This window comes from Arthrobacter sp. AD-310 (assembly GCF_054656615.1).
On the sequence record NZ_BAAHNO010000042.1, the window covers coordinates 26,556 to 43,544 of the forward strand.

The 16,989-nt window shown below is 67.3% G+C and carries 16 protein-coding genes; 3 read left to right on the forward strand and 13 right to left on the reverse strand.

Annotated elements, in window-relative coordinates; all coding sequences use genetic code 11:
- Positions 1-9: 9 nt before the first annotated feature.
- From ACYQ1Z_RS19350 to tdh, 6 genes are all read right to left on the reverse strand, one after another.
- Positions 10-786: a CPBP family intramembrane glutamic endopeptidase gene (locus tag ACYQ1Z_RS19350; protein WP_459794172.1), complete on the reverse strand. Its 777-nt coding sequence runs from the start codon at positions 784-786 to the stop codon at positions 10-12.
- 56 nt (positions 787-842) lie between these two features.
- Positions 843-1,631 (reverse strand): DeoR/GlpR family DNA-binding transcription regulator, encoded by a 789-nt coding sequence (locus tag ACYQ1Z_RS19355; protein WP_459794173.1) that lies wholly within the window; start codon positions 1,629-1,631, stop codon positions 843-845.
- Between the two features lie 96 nt (positions 1,632-1,727).
- Entirely contained in the window at positions 1,728-2,939 is a 1,212-nt protein-coding gene (hutI, locus tag ACYQ1Z_RS19360; protein WP_459794174.1) for an imidazolonepropionase, read from the reverse strand.
- A gap of 11 nt (positions 2,940-2,950) precedes the next feature.
- Positions 2,951-4,063 carry an NAD(P)/FAD-dependent oxidoreductase gene (locus ACYQ1Z_RS19365; RefSeq protein ID WP_459794175.1) on the reverse strand — a complete coding sequence of 371 codons (1,113 nt, stop codon included), beginning with the start codon at positions 4,061-4,063 and terminating at the stop codon, positions 2,951-2,953.
- Between the two features lie 95 nt (positions 4,064-4,158).
- The gene (locus ACYQ1Z_RS19370) at positions 4,159-5,367 is read right to left on the reverse strand and encodes a glycine C-acetyltransferase (protein WP_459794176.1); all 1,209 of its coding nucleotides are present in this window, start codon (positions 5,365-5,367) and stop codon (positions 4,159-4,161) included.
- Positions 5,368-5,375: 8 nt separating this feature from the next.
- Positions 5,376-6,422, reverse strand: coding sequence for an L-threonine 3-dehydrogenase (gene tdh, locus ACYQ1Z_RS19375; protein ID WP_459794177.1), 1,047 nt, complete (start codon positions 6,420-6,422; stop codon positions 5,376-5,378).
- Between the two features lie 129 nt (positions 6,423-6,551).
- Between tdh and ACYQ1Z_RS19380 the strand changes: the two genes are divergently transcribed.
- Positions 6,552-7,463, forward strand: coding sequence for a LysR family transcriptional regulator (locus ACYQ1Z_RS19380; RefSeq protein WP_459794178.1), 912 nt, complete (start codon positions 6,552-6,554; stop codon positions 7,461-7,463).
- A 6-nt stretch (positions 7,464-7,469) separates the two neighbouring features.
- Here ACYQ1Z_RS19380 and ACYQ1Z_RS19385 read toward each other — a convergent pair whose 3' ends face one another.
- The 5 genes from ACYQ1Z_RS19385 to ACYQ1Z_RS19405 form a co-directional block, all read right to left on the reverse strand.
- On the reverse strand, positions 7,470-8,138 hold the full coding sequence (locus ACYQ1Z_RS19385) for a hypothetical protein (protein WP_459794179.1): 669 nt from the start codon (positions 8,136-8,138) through the stop codon (positions 7,470-7,472).
- Positions 8,139-8,395: 257 nt separating this feature from the next.
- On the reverse strand, positions 8,396-9,904 hold the full coding sequence (gene gatB / locus ACYQ1Z_RS19390; RefSeq protein ID WP_459794180.1) for an Asp-tRNA(Asn)/Glu-tRNA(Gln) amidotransferase subunit GatB: 1,509 nt from the start codon (positions 9,902-9,904) through the stop codon (positions 8,396-8,398).
- Complete coding sequence (gene gatA / locus ACYQ1Z_RS19395) at positions 9,904-11,478, reverse strand: Asp-tRNA(Asn)/Glu-tRNA(Gln) amidotransferase subunit GatA (protein WP_459794181.1); 1,575 nt, start codon at positions 11,476-11,478, stop codon at positions 9,904-9,906. Before gatA ends, gatB begins: the two co-directional genes overlap by 1 nt.
- Positions 11,479-11,481: 3 nt before the next feature.
- On the reverse strand, positions 11,482-11,778 hold the full coding sequence (gene gatC / locus ACYQ1Z_RS19400; protein WP_459794182.1) for an Asp-tRNA(Asn)/Glu-tRNA(Gln) amidotransferase subunit GatC: 297 nt from the start codon (positions 11,776-11,778) through the stop codon (positions 11,482-11,484).
- Positions 11,779-11,924: 146 nt separating this feature from the next.
- Positions 11,925-13,418: a CitMHS family transporter gene (locus ACYQ1Z_RS19405; RefSeq protein ID WP_459794183.1), complete on the reverse strand. Its 1,494-nt coding sequence runs from the start codon at positions 13,416-13,418 to the stop codon at positions 11,925-11,927.
- A 208-nt stretch (positions 13,419-13,626) separates the two neighbouring features.
- Between ACYQ1Z_RS19405 and ACYQ1Z_RS19410 the strand changes: the two genes are divergently transcribed.
- Both ACYQ1Z_RS19410 and ACYQ1Z_RS19415 read left to right on the forward strand, forming a co-directional pair.
- Positions 13,627-15,357, forward strand: a complete 1,731-nt coding sequence (locus tag ACYQ1Z_RS19410; protein WP_459794184.1) for a sensor histidine kinase — start codon at positions 13,627-13,629, stop codon at positions 15,355-15,357.
- A gap of 2 nt (positions 15,358-15,359) precedes the next feature.
- Positions 15,360-16,028 (forward strand): response regulator, encoded by a 669-nt coding sequence (locus tag ACYQ1Z_RS19415; protein ID WP_459794185.1) that lies wholly within the window; start codon positions 15,360-15,362, stop codon positions 16,026-16,028.
- Between the two features lie 21 nt (positions 16,029-16,049).
- On the opposite strand, the gene ACYQ1Z_RS19420 is transcribed toward ACYQ1Z_RS19415, so the two are convergent.
- Both ACYQ1Z_RS19420 and ACYQ1Z_RS19425 read right to left on the reverse strand, forming a co-directional pair.
- Positions 16,050-16,430, reverse strand: a complete 381-nt coding sequence (locus ACYQ1Z_RS19420; RefSeq protein WP_459794186.1) for a RidA family protein — start codon at positions 16,428-16,430, stop codon at positions 16,050-16,052.
- Positions 16,431-16,478: 48 nt separating this feature from the next.
- Positions 16,479-16,982 (reverse strand): GNAT family N-acetyltransferase, encoded by a 504-nt coding sequence (locus tag ACYQ1Z_RS19425; protein WP_459794187.1) that lies wholly within the window; start codon positions 16,980-16,982, stop codon positions 16,479-16,481.
- Positions 16,983-16,989 lie beyond the last annotated feature (7 nt).

Here is a 16,989-nt window from a genome sequence, read left to right on the forward strand (position 1 = left end):
AAGCCTGTATCAGCCGAGACCGACTGCCTTGCCAAAGAGGCTGAAACCGACGAAAGCGACGATGTCGAGCAGGGCGTGGGCAATCACCAACGGCATAACCCGCTTCGTCCGCGTGTAGAGCCAGGCGGACACCACACCCATCACCACATTGCCGATAAATGGTCCGAAGCCCTGGTAGAGGTGGTAGCTGCCGCGGAGCACCGAGCTCACGGCAATCGCCACCGGAACGCTCCAGCCGAATTTGCCAAAGCGGTTCAGCAGGTACCCCACCACAATGACTTCCTCCACCACGGCGTGCCGAAGGGCTGACAGGATCAGCACCGGAACCGTCCACCAGTACGCGTCCAACGCACTTGGGATGATGGCCGTGGTGATCCCCAGTGCGCGGCCCGCGGCGTAGAGCCCCAGGGAGGGAATACCGATCAGGGCAGCCAGCCCGAGCCCCTGCAGCATGTCCTTCCCGGGACGCGCGAAGTTGAATCCGAGCTTCCGGAACGCCGACCCCTGGTTGCCGGCATCCCCGGGCGCCTGCCGCTGGTCGGTAAGGAAGTAGATGACCAGCATCACTGGAACCAGGGCAAAAATGATGTCCAACAGCTGGTAGGTCAGGTCGAAGTACTCGCGCGTGCTCTGGGAGCGGTTAAGCGTCGAAGTACCCTCGGCCAGAGGGGCGCGGGTGATCTTGTCCAGGAGCTGTACGACGGAGTACACAGCCGACTGGCCGAGGGAGAGCCCCAGGACAATCCAGACTTCGAGCTTCAGGCGGCGGCGGGAGGGAACCAGCATGTACCCATCTTGCCTGCAGTTTCTGGAGCGGGGCTGACAGGCGGGTCCGGGAACAGTTATGCCGCTGCGACGATGACTTCGGTGCCGTTGGCTTCGAACGCTGCCTTGTCCCGCGGCGAAATCCCGGCGTCGGTGATGAGCCGGGTGAAGTTGTAGCCGTCCATGGTGGCAAAAGCACGGACCCCAACCTTGGAGGAGTCAGCGATGACGTAGGACACCCGCGCCCGGCTTGCGAGGAGTGCGTTGACCGATGCCTCACCTTCACCCGTGTTGGTTGGTCCCACTTCGGGGTCGATGCCGTTAACCCCGATGAAGGCAATATCCAGCACCACCTTCTGCATGATGATGTCCGTGTAGGGACCCACCAGCTCATAGGACCGCGGGTTGAGGATGCCGCCGGTAACCATCACCTTGATGTTCGGCCGGACAGCCAACTGCCCCGCGATGTTGATGGCATTGGTGACCACCGTCAATGTGGGCTGGTTGGAGGGCGCGTTCAGGTCTTCGCGTGTGGCAAGGATCTGGGCCAGCGCAGTACTGGTGGTTCCACCGCACAGGCCAATGACGGCACCGGGCCGGATCAGTGCCGATGCCGCCTGCGCGATCTGTTCCTTGGCCTGGGCGTGGTCGTCGCGGTTGTAGCGGCCTGGGAGGTCGTAGGCAAGGGCGCCGGTGGTGGCACCCCCGCGCGTACGGGTCAGCAGCCGCCGCTTGGCCAGGCTGTCCAGGTCCCGCCGGGCCGTCGCGGGTGAGACCCCGAGAGTGCTGACGATTTCGTCGACCTCCACCTGCCCCGTCCTGGCCAGCAGGTCAAGGATGGCGGTCAAACGGTCGGTGCGGGTCATGCAGGCCTCTCAGTACTACGGCCACCGCTTTGGATGACGTTTTCTGATCATAACAGAAGCAAAACGATCATCTACCGTCAAGATAAGCAGGAAAGGCTACCGTTGCCGCACGCCGGCCCGCCACACAGCGTACGTCAACGGCATGCCCGGCCGGTAAGCCAAGTGCGTCGCCGACGGCGCGTTGAGCATGTGCAGGTCCGCGCGGTGTCCGACGGCGAGGGACCCCACAGCGCGTTCGCCGTCGGCGTCGTTCCCGGTTTCCTTGTGCAGCGCCAGCGCACCCCCGTAGGTGGCGGCCCGGACAGCCTCGTGCACACTGAGGCGCATTTGCAGCACGGCGGTGGAGACGCAGAACGCCATGGAACTCGTGTAGGACGTGCCAGGGTTGCAGTTGGAGGCGAGCGCCACCTGCACGCCTGCATCCAGGAGTGCGCGGGCCGGTGCAAGCGGCTGGCGGGTCGAGAGGTCGCAGGCGGGCAGGCAGGTCGCCACAGTGCCCCGCTGTCCGTTCCCGGTGGCGGCGTCCCAGCCTGTCCAGGTACCCGCAAGGGCCGCTATGTCCCCCGGCGCGAGGTAGTTCACGTGGTCCACGCTGGCGGCGCCTAGTTCCACGGCCAGCCGCACACCCGGCCCCTCACCGAGCTGGTTGCCGTGCACCCGGAGCCCCAGCCCGGCGTCGCGGCAGGCCAGCAGCACGCGGCGTGACTGTTCCTCCGTGAAGGCACCCTTTTCGCAAAAGACATCAGCCCACTGGGCATAGGGACGCACCGCGGCCAGCATGGGTCCGCACACGAGGTCGGTATAGGCGTCCGGGTCCTGCCCGGCCGGAACCAGGTGGGCGCCGAGGAACGTGACCTGGTTGGCGGCAGTTGATGCGATCCGCGCGCTTCGCGCCTCCTGTTCCACGTCCAGGCCGTAGCCGGTCTTCGTCTCCAGGTACGTGGTTCCCTGCGAGACAGCCTCGGCAACCCGGCCCAGCGCCAGCCGGGTCAGGTCGAAGTCCGACGTGGTGCGGGTCGCGTCCACGGTGACGGCGATGCCACCGGCCGCATATTGCTCCCCTGCCATCCGCGCTTCAAACTCGGCTGTCCGGTCACCGGCAAACAGCAGGTGCGTGTGCGAGTCCACCCAGCCGGGCAATACAGCCCGGCCGCCGGCGTCGACGGCGTCATCCGCTGCGGGTGCATCGGCGGCCGCACCGATCCAGGCAATACGTTCTCCCTCGACCACCACCGCCGCGTCTTTCAGGACCCGGTGTTCCAGGTCCTGGGTCATCAGTTCGGCGATATTGGTGATCAGTGTGCTCATGGAACCATTCTTCAGCGCCGGACCGACCAGCGTGTGGCAGCGAGCGCCTGCGCTGTCCGGTATTCCGGACTGTCCGCAGCAGGTTGGTCACCGGAGGCACCGGCGAGGATCTGGGAGGCGGCAAGTTCGGCCAGGGCCGAGGATGTCTGGAACCCGTAGCCGCCCTGCCCGGCGAGCCAGTAGAAGCCGGGCGCTTCGGCGTCGAATCCTGCCACGGGGACGCCGTCGGCTGCCTCGGTGCGGAGCCCGGTCCAGGCCTTGCGGACGGCGCCGATACCGAGGGTGGTCACGGCGTTCAGCCGGCCCACCAGCCGCTCCACATCCCCGGGCCTGGGCTGGGCGTCCTCCGCCCCGCTGGGCACGTGTTCCGACGGCGAGATGAGCACGTCGCTGCCTTCCCGACGGAAGTAGAAGGAGTTGTCCGCTGCCGCCACCATGGGGCTGCGCTCCGGCAGGGGGTTGTCGACGGCGGCAATCGCCGCAGTGCGCCGGTAGGGCTGCAGTCCCAGCTTTTCCACGCCGCTGAGGACTGCCAGTTCGTCCGCCCAGGCACCCGCGGCGTTGACCAGGACGCCGGCCTCGAAGGCTTCGGTGCCCGCACCCACTTCCCAGCCGGAGCCGACCCGCTGGGCGGAGTGCACTCGGACACCGGTAAGAATGTCCGCACCCGCGGCGGCGGCCCGCTGCCGGTGGTCGGCCAGCAGCAGCGGAGAATTGCAGCCGAACGATCCGGTATCCAGTCCGGCGGCGGCGAAGGATTCCGGAACCAGCGCCGGGCAAAGCTCCAGCGCCTCGGCATGGGTGATGGGCTGCATGGCACCGCTTGCCTCGGCGGCGACCTCTGCCTCGGAACCTATGAGCATGAAGCTTCGCGGCGACAGGACCGGCGCCGGCAGTTCCTCGTCACGGGCGGCGATCAGCTCAAGGGTTCGCACCGTCAGGTCCTGGACGACAGGCGGGCCGTAGCTGGGGATCAGCTGCCGGGCGGAGCGGGAAGACGTGTGGTAAGCCAGCTCCTGCTCCGCCTCCACCAGGGCAACGCTGCAGCGCCCGGCCAGCGCGGAGGCGAGGGACAGTCCGGCAATGCCGCCGCCCACAATCAGGACATCGTAATGAGTTGCCATGCCATCATCCTTACAGAGATATCGCCGGCTGCGGAGCTATCCGGCGCTGCGGGCCGGTCCCGCACTGCATGCTGGCTCCGCGCGCCGGGAAGGGCTCAGGCGGCAACTTCCGCACGGCTGGCGACGAAGGCACTCACGCATGCTTCGACGTCGTCCGCTGAATGTGCGGCCGAGAGCTGGACGCGGATGCGCGCGGCACCGCGGGGAACCACCGGGAAGCTGAAGGCGGTGACGAACACGCCGTGCCGCAGCATCCGGTCGGCCACCTGGGCGGCCAGGACGGCGTCGCCAAACATGACCGGTACGATCGCGTGCTCGCCAGGCAGCAGGTCGAATCCTTCCTCGCTCATCCTGCGGCGGAAGAGGGCAGCGTTCTCAAAGAGCCGGCTCCGAAGGTCGGCGGAATTCTGCACGAGGTCCAGCGCCTTGATGGTGGCGGCCACGATGGCCGGTGCAAGCGAGTTCGAAAAGAGGTAGGGGCGTGCCTTCTGCCGGAGCATGGCCACGATTTCGGAGCGGCCGGACACGTAGCCGCCGGACGCGCCGCCCAGGGCCTTGCCGAAGGTGCCGGTGTAGATGTCGACACGGTCCGCGACACCGGCATGCTCAGGAGTGCCTGCGCCGGTGGGACCCATAAAACCGACGGCGTGGGAATCGTCCACCATCACCAGGGCGTCGTACTTGTCAGCAAGGTCACAGATCGCTTCGAGCGGGGCCAGGTAGCCGTCCATCGAGAAGACGCCGTCCGTGACGATGATCTTCCGGCGGGCGGGCTTGTCCTGCGTCGAGGCCGCTGCCAGCTGGGCTTCCAGGTCCGCCATGTCCTGGTTGGCGTACCGGTATCTTTGTGCTTTGCAGAGGCGGATGCCGTCGATGATGGAGGCGTGGTTCAGGGCGTCGGAGATGATCGCGTCCTCCGGGCCGAACAGCGACTCGAACACCCCTCCGTTGGCATCGAAGCAGCTGGAGAACAGGATGGTGTCCTCGGTGCCCAGGAACCGGGAGACCTTGGCTTCGAGTTCCAGGTGCAGGTCCTGGGTGCCGCAGATGAAGCGGACGCTGGCCATGCCGAAGCCGCGCTCGTCCATCGCGTGCTTGGCCGCTGCGATGATCTCGGGATGGTCGGCGAGGCCGAGGTAGTTGTTGGCGCAGAAGTTCAGGACACCGGTGCCGGCCGCGCCGATCTGGCCGGCGGTGATGTGGCTGGACTGCGGGGATCTGATGCTGCGTTCGGTCTTGTACAGGCCGGCAGTGCGGATCTCTTCCAGCTCGGTGGCCAGCTGGTCCTTGATCGAGGTGTACATGGTGTTCCTTAGAGTCGGGTCCAGTCGAGGACAACCTTGCCGCCCGTACCGCTGCGGGCGATGTCAAAGCCCTTTTCCCAGTCCGTGGCGGGCAGAGTGTCGGTAACCACGGCGGAAATTCCGGCATGAAGCACGGGGTTGGAGGAGAACATGGCGCTCATGGCGTACCAGGTTTCGTACATTTCCCGGCCGTAGATACCTTTGAGCGTGAGCATGTGGGTGACCACCTTGCCCCAGTCGATGGTGATGTCCTGGCTGGGCAGTCCGAGCATCGCGATCCTGCCGCCGTGGTTCATGTTGTCAATCATCTCCGGCAGCGCGGTCGGGTGGCCGGACATTTCCATGCCGATATCGAACCCCTCGCGCATGCCCAGTTCACGCTGGGCATCACTGACCCGCGTGGTGGAGACGTCGATGGCAAGGTCGGCCCCGAGCTGCCGGGCAAGTTCCAGCCGCGGGCGGGAGACGTCGGTGATGGCGATCTTGCGGGCGCCTGCGTGGCGGGCGACGGCGACCGCCATCAGCCCGATCGGCCCAGCGCCGGTGATCAGCACGTCTTCGCCCACCAGCGGGAAGCTCAGGGCGGTGTGGACGGCGTTGCCGAAAGGATCGAAAATGGCGCCGAGCTCGGGTGTGACGGACGGATCATGATGGACCCAGACGTTGGTCTCCGGGATCACCACGTACTCGGCGAAGGCGCCGTCCCGCTGAACCCCGACGCTGACGGTGTGGATGCACATCTGGCGGCGTCCGGCACGGCAGTTCCGGCAGATGCCGCACACGACGTGGCCCTCACCGGAGACCCGGTCCCCCACCTTGACGTCGCGGACATCCCCGCCAACCTCCACCACTTCACCGTAGAACTCGTGGCCCGCGATCAGGGGGGCTTCGATGATCCCCTGCGCCCACGCATCCCAGGACTGGATGTGGAGGTCAGTACCGCAGATCCCGGTGGTCATGACCCGGATCTTGACGTCTGCGGGACCGGCTGCGGGTTCCGGCCGGTCCACCAGTTCGAAGCCCGGCTGCGGGCCCGCCTTGTACAGAGCCTTCATTGGCTTCCTTACTTTTCTCAGCTCGTTGGCAGGGTACTGCCTTCCCCATTACAGCCCTACCAAAGCTTTAGCACAACAGGGTTTTCCTCAATCGATGATGTAGCAGTTACTAATGCATAAGATAGGGGAATGGAAATCCACCAGCTCGAAATCCTGCGGGAACTTGGCGAGCTGGGCAGCGTCAAGGCCGTGGCGGACACCCTCATGGTGACGCCGTCCGCCGTCTCGCAACAGTTGGCCCTGCTGCAGCGCAGCGTCGAGGTCCCGCTGACCCGCAAGGAGGGCCGCAACCTGGTCCTGACCGACGCCGGCCGGGTACTCGCCGACGCGGGCGCCGCCGTCGTCAGCGCCATGGCCGATGCCCGGGGCGCGATCGGCAACTACCACGGCGCAGCCAGCGGTCGGGTCACACTCTGCGGTTTCCATAGCGCGGGCCAGGCCGTGTTCGCGAAACTGGCCCGGGCCCTCGATGCGCCGGGACAGCCGAGGATTGAGCTCTCGGACGAAGATGTGGCGCAGCAGGACTTCCCTGCACTGACGGCCCGGTATGACCTGGTGCTGGCGCACCGGATGGACCACAGCCCGCGCTGGCCCGCCGAACGCGTCACGGTGATCCCGCTGCTGCACGAGCCGCTGGACGTGGCCCTGCCGGCCGGGCACCCGCTGGCAGCCAAGCGCGCGGTGTCCGCGGACGACGTCGGCGGTGAGGCCTGGGTGACCAGCCACGTGGGCTACTCCCCCGCCGATGTCCTGTCCGCCGTCGCGGCCGTATCCAGCCGCGAGCTGAACATCGTGCACCGCATCAACGACTACTCCACCGTGGCAGCGCTGGTGGCGGCCGGCGGCGTGGTGGGACTGCTCCCCCGCTACACCGCAGGCCCGGTCCTTCACCCGGACATTGTGCTGCGGCCGCTCGAGGGGATCAGCACCCGCCGCAGGATCGACCTCCTGGCACGCCCGGAAAACCTGAAACGCCGCGCGGTGGTGACAGTGGCTGAGGCGCTGCAGGACATCATGGCCGGGCTCGTCAAGCAGGGCTGAGGCAGGCTATTCAGCGGGCTCCGTGCCTTGGCCCGGACCGTTGTTGTGGCCAGGATTTGAAGTGTGACCCAGTCCCCTGCCCTGGGAATTTCCCCTTCCCTCGACGTGCCCCTTGCCGTGTCCCTGCCCCTGGCCGCGTCCGAGCCCAAGGCCGGGAACATCCCCGGCACCTTCGACGATCCGCTCAGCGGTGGCCTGGCCCCCGTCTTTCACACCCGAAATACGGACGACCTCCCCTGCCGTGATGTCCTCAATGGTGCCTGCCGGGGGCCTTGGCCGGCTGCCGTCGTCGCCCGTTCCCGGAGCCGTGGTGACCTTCGTGTCGGCGTTGACGGCGTAGGACTGGCTGAAGCCGTCTTCGCTCTTGACGGTGATGGAGGTTGTGCTGACGGCTTCGACGGTGCCGCGCTGGGCAAGGATCGTATGGAAGGCGCCGTCGGCGTCCTTGACAACGCTTTCGCTGTGCTGGAGCTGCGGCCGCTGGGCCCTCCCTGGTTTTTCCTGCTTGTCCTGTTTGTCCTTTTTGTCCTGGCCTGGAGCGGACTGGGACTGCGACGGCGAGGGAAATGGCGAGTCCGCGGACCAGGCGATCGCCGCACCCGTACCGGTGAGGGCAAGGGCGACTGCCCCGGCGAGAAACGCCTTCCGGATCCCTGGCTGGTCCTGCAGTGGCATCGCGATCCCTTCCCGTGGCTGGCGGGTCCCCCGGCCGGCCAGTCCCTTGGCTGGCCGGGGCCGGATTTTCCACCCGGGCCCCGTGCGCTCAAGTGTAGGGCTGGGCCGGCGCGCGGGATATAGGTACTTTTGCGGCCGCGGCACCTGAGTACCGTGTCCGCACAGTCGAGTACTTAAAGCCCAACTGGGTCGCAGTAGGTGTCGTTTTGAGGGCTCAAAACGACACCTCCTGCGACCCAGTTGGGTGCGGAAGGTGGCTACGCGGAGACGCCGAGCTTCTCCAGGATCAGCTCGCGGACACGGCCGGCGTCGGCCTGGCCGCGGGTCGCCTTCATAACGCCGCCCACGATGGCGCCGATGGCCTGCACCTTGCCGCCGCGGATCTTGTCTGCGACGTCGGGCTGCGCGGCGAGTGCCGCGTCGATGGCTTCCAGGAGGGGCCCGTCGTCGGACACGACGGCGAGGCCGCGCTTGTCGACGATCTCCGCCGGGGTGCCTTCGCCGGCGAGCACGCCGTCGAGGACCTGCGAAGCCATCTTGTTGTTGATCTTGCCGTCTTCCACCATCTTCGCGAGTTCAACGATGGTGGCCGGCTGGATGCCCAACTGGCCGGGGTCGACGTCGGCGGCCTTGGCCCGGCCCACGATCTCGCCCATCCACCACTTGCGGGCTACGGACGCCGAGGCACCCGCAGCGATGGTTTCCTCGATTTCGTCCAGGACGCCGGCGTTCACCACATCGCGGAACTCGAGGTCGGAGTAGCCCCAGTCGGCCTTGAGACGCTTGCGGCGCTCGGCCGGCGGCTCGGGCAGGCTGGCCCGAAGTTCCTCCACCCATTCCCGGGACGGAACCACGGGAACCAGGTCCGGCTCCGGGAAGTAGCGGTAGTCGTCGGCATCGGACTTGGCACGGCCGGAGGTGGTGGTGCGGGTGTCCTCGTGCCAGTGCCGGGTTTCCTGGATCACCGGCTCGCCCGCGTCAAGGACGGCGGCGTGGCGCTGGATCTCGTAGCGGACGGCGTGTTCGACGGCGCGCAGCGAGTTCACGTTCTTGGTCTCGGAGCGGATGCCAAAGCGTTCGCGGCCGTGCGGGCGCAGCGACACATTGGCGTCACACCGGACATTGCCGCGTTCCATCCGGGCGTCGGAAACGCCGAGGTTCTTGACGATTTCGCGGATGGCCGCCACGTAGGCCTTGGCCAGTTCCGGAGCCCGGGAACCGGCGCCCTCGATCGGCTTGGTAACGATTTCCACCAGCGGCACGCCGGCACGGTTGTAGTCCACGAGGGAGAAGTCGGCGCCCTGGATGCGTCCGGTGGCACCGCCCATGTGGGTCAGCTTGCCAGCGTCCTCCTCCATGTGCGCGCGTTCGATTTCCACGCGGAAGACGGTGCCGTCCTCGAGTTCAACGTCCAGGTAGCCGTCGTACGCGATCGGCTCGTCATACTGGGAGGTCTGGAAGTTTTTCGGGGTGTCCGGGTAGAAGTAGTTCTTCCGGGCGAAGCGGCAGGACTCGGCGATCTTGCAGTTCAGGGCAAGGCCGATTTTGATGGAGGACTCCACGGCGGTCTTGTTCACCACCGGCAGGACGCCGGGCAGGCCCAGGTCCACCTCGTTCACGTTGGTGTTGGGCTCATCGCCGAAGACGTTGGGCGCCGAGGAGAACATCTTGGTCCTGGTGTTCAGTTCGACGTGGACCTCGAACCCCAGGACGGGGTCGTACTTCTCCATCGCCTCTTCGAAACTGAGGATGGTGTCGGTGCTCATTATTTTGCCTCCTGGGTTTCGAGGGCGGCAGTGCCGGCAAGGTCGGGGGCCTGGGCGAGCAGCGGGCCGCCCCACTTGGCCTCAAGCAGCGATTCGAGGACGGCGCCCACGCGGTACAGGCGGGCGTCCTCCCGCGCCGGGGCGAGCAGCTGGATGCCCACGGGCAGTCCGTCCTCGTCGGCAAGGCCGCCGGGCAGCGACAGGCCGGGAACGCCGGCGAGGTTGGCCGGAATGGTGGCGACGTCGTTGAGGTACATGGCCAGCGGGTCGTCCAGCTTCTCACCGAGGCGGAAGGCCGTGGTGGGGGCCGTGGGAGAGATCAGCACGTCGGCAACGGTGAAGGCGGCGTCGAAGTCGCGCTGGACCAGGGTCCGGACCTTCTGGGCCGAACCGTAGTAGGCGTCGTAGTAGCCGGCGGACAGCGCGTAGGTGCCCAGGATGATGCGACGCTTCACCTCGTCGCCGAAGCCCGCCGCGCGGGTTGCACCCATAACGCGTTCAATCGTCATCGGCCCGTCTTCGGGAAGGACGCGCAGGCCATACCGGACGCCGTCGAACTTGGCCAGGTTGGAGGACGCCTCGGAGGGCATGATCAGGTAGTAGGCGCCCAGCGCGTACTGGAAGTTGGGGCAGGACACCTCAACGATTTCGGCGCCGGCTTCCCGGAGCAGGTCGAGGGACTCGTTGAACCGGTTTTCGACGCCGGCCTGGTAGCCCTCGCCGTGCAGTTCCTTGATGATGCCGATCCGCAGGCCCTCGACGTTGCCGGTCTTCGCGGCAGCGACCAGGTCTTCGAGGGGCTCGGGCAGCGACGTGGAGTCGCGCGAATCGTGGCCGCCGATGACCTGGTGCAGCAGTGCGGAGTCCAGGACGGTGCGGGTGACCGGGCCGATCTGGTCCAGGGAGGAAGCCATGGCGATGGCACCGTACCGGGAAACACTGCCGTAGGTCGGCTTCACGCCCACGGTGCCGGTGACTGCGCCGGGCTGGCGGATGGAGCCGCCAGTGTCCGTGCCGAGGGCGAGCGGCGCTTCGAAGGCGGCGACGGCGGCAGCGGACCCACCGCCGGATCCGCCGGGGATCCGGTCCAGGTCCCAGGGGTTGCGGGTGGGGCCGTAGGCCGAGTGCTCGGTGGAGGACCCCATGGCGAACTCGTCCAGGTTGGTCTTGCCGAGGATGGGCATCTTCGCAGCCCGCAGGCGCTCCACGACAGTGGCGTCGTACGGGCTGTGCCAGCCTTCGAGGATCTTCGATCCTGCGGTGGTGGGCTGCCCGATGGTGACGATGAGGTCCTTCACGGCGATGGGCACGCCGGCCAGGTAGTGCAGGGCGTCAGCTTCCGCTCCCCCGGCGGCGCGGATGGCGTCCACCTCGGCGGCGACGGCGAGGGCTTCCTCGGCGTTGACGTGCAGGAACGCGTTGACTCCGCGTTCCCCGCCGTCAACCTCGGCGATGCGGTCCAGGTGCGCCCGGGTGACCTCGACGGCGGTGACCTCGCCGGCACGGAGCTTTTCGGCCAGCTGCGCGGCGGACAGGCGGATCAGGCTTTCGGCGCTGGTGTTCTGTTCAGTCATGGTTTAGTCCTCATCCAGGATTGCCGGAACCTTGAAACGGTTATCGTCCGAATCCGGGGCGCCGGACAGCGCCTGTTCCGCGGTGAAGGTGTGGCCCACGACGTCCTCGCGCAGCACATTGCTGAGCGGGATGGGATGCGAGGTGGCCGGGACGTCGTCACCGGCGGCTTGACTTACGGATTTGACGGAATCAACGATGACGGCGAGTTCTCCGGCCATCCTGTCCAGCTCCTGAGCACTCATCTCGATGTGAGCGAGCCGCGCGAGATGCGCAACGTCGTCACGGTTGATCGCAGCCATGGATCTCCCCTGCAAAGTTCGAATTGTTTTCCGATCCATTCTAGTGGGGAAACGGTGATGCCCGTCTGACGACCCCCAGCGGGCGTCAGACGGGCACCTTCGTTGCCCGGGCGTGCCACGGGGGCACAACCGCGGGCAGCTACAGACTAACCGATACCAATGGCTCCAGTCAGCATGCCTACACCAAGCATCACCAGGGACACCACGGCGCTGCGCCAAAGGACCTTTTTGTGGTGGTCGCCCAGGTCAACCTTCGCCAGCGAGACCAGCAGCAGGATGGCCGGAACCAGCGGGCTCTGCATGTGGAAAGGCTGTCCGGTGATGGACGCTCGGGCCATCTCGGCGCCGCTGATGCCGTAGTGGGCGGCGGTTTCGCTGAGGACGGGCAGCACACCGAAGTAGAAGGCATCGTTGCTCATGAAGAACGTCATGGGGATGCTGAGCACGCCGGTGATGACGGCCATGAGCGGGCCCATGCTGGCCGGGATGATCTGGACCAGCCAGGCGGACATGGCTTCAACCATGCCGGTCCCGGTGAGGACGCCGGTGAGGACGGAGGCGGCCATGACCATGCTGACGACGGCGACGATGGACGGCGCGTGTGCCACGAGCTGGGTGCCCTGGTCCTTGACGTTGGGGAAGTTCACCAGCAGGGCGATCGCCGAGCCCACCATAAAGACGTATGGCAGGGGCACGAGGTCAGCGACGAGCATGCCCATCACGGCGACGGTCAGGGCCAGGTTGAACCAGAACAGCTTGGGCCGCAGGGTGCTGCGGTTGGGATCCAGGGCTGTGTCGGCCATGGCGGTGTCGTGCTCGTCCACCAGGGTCTCCGGGCGTTCCAGGAGTGCCACGCCCGCGGGAGTCGCGCCACCGGCGGCGGGGGCTGCTCCGCCGGAGGAAGTTCCGCCGGAGCCTGCGCCCTTGCGTCCACGGCCGGCACCGGCGGTGGACGAACCACCAGTGGCCGTGCCGCCGTCGAACCCTTCGGCGGTATCGGGAACACCCCAGATTTCCGGCTGCGTGGCGCGGAGGCGGTTGCGCTCCTGCAGGCCCAGGATCCAGGCGAAGGCCAGGACAACGGTGATGCCGGCGAGCAGCGACGGGAGCATGGGGACGAAGACGTCGTTGACGTCGATGTTCAGCGCCGTGGCGGCACGGGCCGTGGGGCCGCCCCACGGGACGATGTTCATGGTGCCGTTGGCGAGGCCGGCCACGCAGGTCAGGACAACGGGGCTCATCTTCAGGCGGAGGTAGATCGGCAGCATGGCCGCTGTGGTGAGGATGAAGGTGGTCGAGCCGTCACCGTCGAGGGAGACGGCCGCAGCCAGCAGCGCGGTGCCCAGGACCACCTTGGCGGGGTCGTTGCCCAGCTTGCGGAGGATGAACTTCACCAGCGGGTCGAACAGCCCGACGTCGATCATCAGCCCGAAGTAGATGATGGCGAACATCAGCAGGGCCGCGGTGGAGGTCATGGACTTCATGGAGTCCAGGACCATGTCGCCGATGCCGAGGCCGGCACCGGCGAAAAGGCCAAAAACGGTGGGGACGATGATCAGCGCCAGCACTGGCGTCAACTTCTTCGTCATGATCAGCACCATGAATACCGCGATCATGGCGAATCCAAGTATTACCAGCACAGCCGGCTCCTTCTTGTGAACGGCACCACAGCGTTGTGATGCGTGCTACAGACTGTAGGGTGGCGGCGGTCACGGCAGTGCCTTTGGCTCAATTGATTGGCATACTGCTTATTGGGAGCATTTTGCTCATTGTGCTCACGGGCGGAAGGGCCCGGTGCACACCACCGCCCGGCCCCGCGCCCCGTGCCACGCCCGTCAAGGAGGATGAATGCAGCGTTCCGCACCCCGGCCGCCGCTGCGGTTCTCCACCCAGACGCTCCTGCTGCAGCTGGCCGTGGTCCTGCTGGTGGTCCTGCTCAGCGCCGCCGTGCACGCCTGGCTCACCTACGACCGGGTGGGAAGCGACGCCGAAAACCAGGCCCTGACGCTGGCCCGCACCGTGGCCTCCGATCCCGATATCCGCGCCGATGTGCAGGCGATCAGCAAACAGGCCGGCACTCCCCCTGCCACCGAACTCCTTGCCGGGCCGCTGCAGGCCGCCGCAGAGGCCGCCCGCACCCGGACCGGGGCGTTGTTTGTGGTGATCACTGACGAAACCGGCCTCCGACTGGCCCACCCGGACCCGGAACGGCTGGGTGAACAGGTCAGCACGGACCCCACCGAGGCCCTGGCAGGGCGCGAGGTCACCACCCGGAACACCGGAACCCTTGGCCCGTCGGCCGGCGCGAAGGTGCCGGTGTACGCGCCGGACAGCACCACCGTGGTGGGCGAGGTCAGCGTGGGCTATTCCATGGAAACCGTGGGCCAGAGCGTGGCCCGGGACATCGGACCGGTGGCGGTGACGGCTGTGGCCGCCCTTCTGGCGGGGGTGTTGGGCTCGTTCCTGCTGCGCCGCCGGCTGCAGCGCCTCACGCTGGGACTGGAACCGGAGGAGATCAGCACGCTGGTCCACGACCAGGTGGCGGTGCTGCACGGCGTGGACGACGGCGTCATCGGGGTGAGTGCCGACGGCCGGATCAGCGTCTTCAACGCCGCAGCACAGCGCCTGCTCAACCTTCCGGACCTGGCCGGCACACGCTGGGCGGACGCCCCGGTGCCCGGCCAGCTGAAGTCGCTCACCCGGCCGGGCACCGCCGCCGGCGGGGAAGCCCTGGAACTCGTGGCCGCAGGCCGCGTGCTGGTGGCCACCGCCCGCAAGGCGCTGCACCGGCGCGAAGACCTGGGCTGGGTAGTGATGCTTCGCGACCGCACGGAGCTGCAGGAACTCACCCGCCAGCTGGATGCCGTCGCCACCATGTCCACCGCCTTGCGTGCCCAGCGGCACGAGTTCGCCAACCAGCTGCATACACTGGCGGGCTTCCTGGGCATCGGGCAGCACCGGCAGGCCCGGGAGTACCTGGCGCAGCTGGCGGCCACCGGTCCCCTGAAGTTCCCCGTGGAGCAGGCCCAACTGCTCCAGGACCCGTACCTGCAGGCGTTTGTGGGGGCGAAGGGCGTGGAGGCCGACGAGCGGGGCGTTGCCCTGCGGATCGGGCCCGAGACACTGGTGCGCGGCAGCGTCACCGACGCCCAGGACGTCACGACGGTGCTGGGCAACCTGATCGACAACGCCGTCAACGCCGCCGTGGCCGGTTCCGCGGCCGACCGTTGGGTTGAGCTGGAGGTGCTGGACGAGCCGGGCGACGACGGCGGCACGCTGCACGTCGTCGTCGCCGACTCGGGTGACGGGCTCGCTGAGGGGACGGACGCCGAGGAGGTGTTCGCCGAGGGTTTCACCACCGCGACCGGCGCGCTGTCCAGGACCGGCGGCCTCTCCAGGAACAGCCGTTCCGGCGGCGGCCAGGGTTTCGGGCTTGCGCTCGCCCGGCAGCTGGCGCGGCGGCGCGGCGGCGACGTGACGGTACTGGACCGCGGCAAGTCCGGCGGACCAGGCGCGGTCTTTATGGCTACCCTGCCGGGCACGACGTCGGCAAAGGCTTTTAGTGAAGGGAGGCCATAACGATGGCTGACGACTTCCGGGTGCTGATCGTGGATGACGACTTCCACGTGGCCAAGCTCCACGCCGCCTACGTGGATTCGGTGGCGGGCTTCCTTGCGCTGGCGCCGGTGGGCACGGCGTCCCTGGCGCTGCAGGCGATCCACAGCCTGCGGCCGGACCTGGTGCTGCTGGACGTCTATCTTCCGGATGCGTCCGGCATTGACCTGCTCCAGCAGCTGGACGTCGATACGGTAATCCTGAGCGCCGCCTCGGATGCCGCGTCCGTGCGCACGGCCTTCCGGCGTGGTGCGCTGGGCTACCTGCTGAAGCCTTTCACGGCTGACGCGCTGTCCCAGCAGCTGCGCTCGTATGCCCGTTACCGGCGGTTGCTGTCGCAGCCCGGCGCCTTGGACCAGGAGGCGGTGGAGCGGGCGAAGCGCGCGCTCCTGCCGGGCGATGCCACGCCGTCGGCCAGGCCGCGCTCGGCAACAGAGGCGGCTGTGCTGGAATCGCTGGAGCCCGGCGAACAGTACTCTGCGGCCGAGGTGGCGGCCCGGGTGGGGGTCTCCCGCGCAACGGCGCAACGGTACCTGTCCTCGCTGGCGGACGACGGCGCCGTGGACATCCAGCTGCGGTACGGGACGACGGGCAGGCCGGAGCACCGCTACGGCCTGCCCGCCGGACCGGGCTGAAAGTCCGGGCCGGGCTGGGAGTTACGCGCTCTTCTGGGCCACAAGCTCGATTTCGACGAGCATCTTCGGGTCCAGGAACGGCAGCACGTGCACCAGGGACAGAGTGGGGCGGATGTCGCCGAAGACTTCACCATGGGCGCGGCCGGCTTCCTCCCACTTGCTGATGTCCGTCAGGTACAGCTTGGACTGGACCACGTCCTCGTAGCTGAAACCGGCGTCTGCCAGGACCTTGCCGAGTTTCTGCAGGATGTACTGGGTCTGGGTGTAGAAGTCCTCGCCCACAATGCCGTCCTCGCCGCTGGCCGCGGTGGCTGAGATGTAGAGCGTGTTGTCCACCTGGACCGCGCGGGAGTAGCCGAGGGTCTGTTCCCAGACGGAGCCGGTGCCGAAGGTTTTACGCATGGTGGTGCCTTTCAAAGCTGGATTCGGGTCGCCACCACTGTAGGGCCGCTACAGGTCCAGCCGGTAAACCAGCAGTTTTGTGTCAGTTCCGGGGACGAACCAGTCGCGCACGGGGACCCGCCGGAAGCCGTTCTTGCGGTAGAGGCCATGCGCGCTCTCCCACGTTTCACCGGTGGTGAGGGCGATTCCCGTGATGCCGGGCAGGACACGGGCGTAGGCGATGATGGCGTGGACCATGGCCTGTCCTGCCCCGCTTCGCTGGACGGCAGGATCCACCACCAGCATGCGGAATTCAAGTTCGTCCGGCCGGGCGATGTCCGCATAGGGTTCGCCGGCCACCGCCAGCGTGACCGAGCCGACCACTGTGCCCTCCCGCTCCGCCACCCAGATCGTCGCCTGGCCGGCCCGTACTGCGACCTCCTGGATCTTGCGCATGTAGGGGTGCCCGGCGTCGTCGAAGTACCCCGCGGCCAGGTAGGAATCGCGCGTGATGCGGGCGACGGCGTCGTAATCCGCTTCGACGGCGGGACGGACGGTTATCTGCGGATGCACCCGTCAA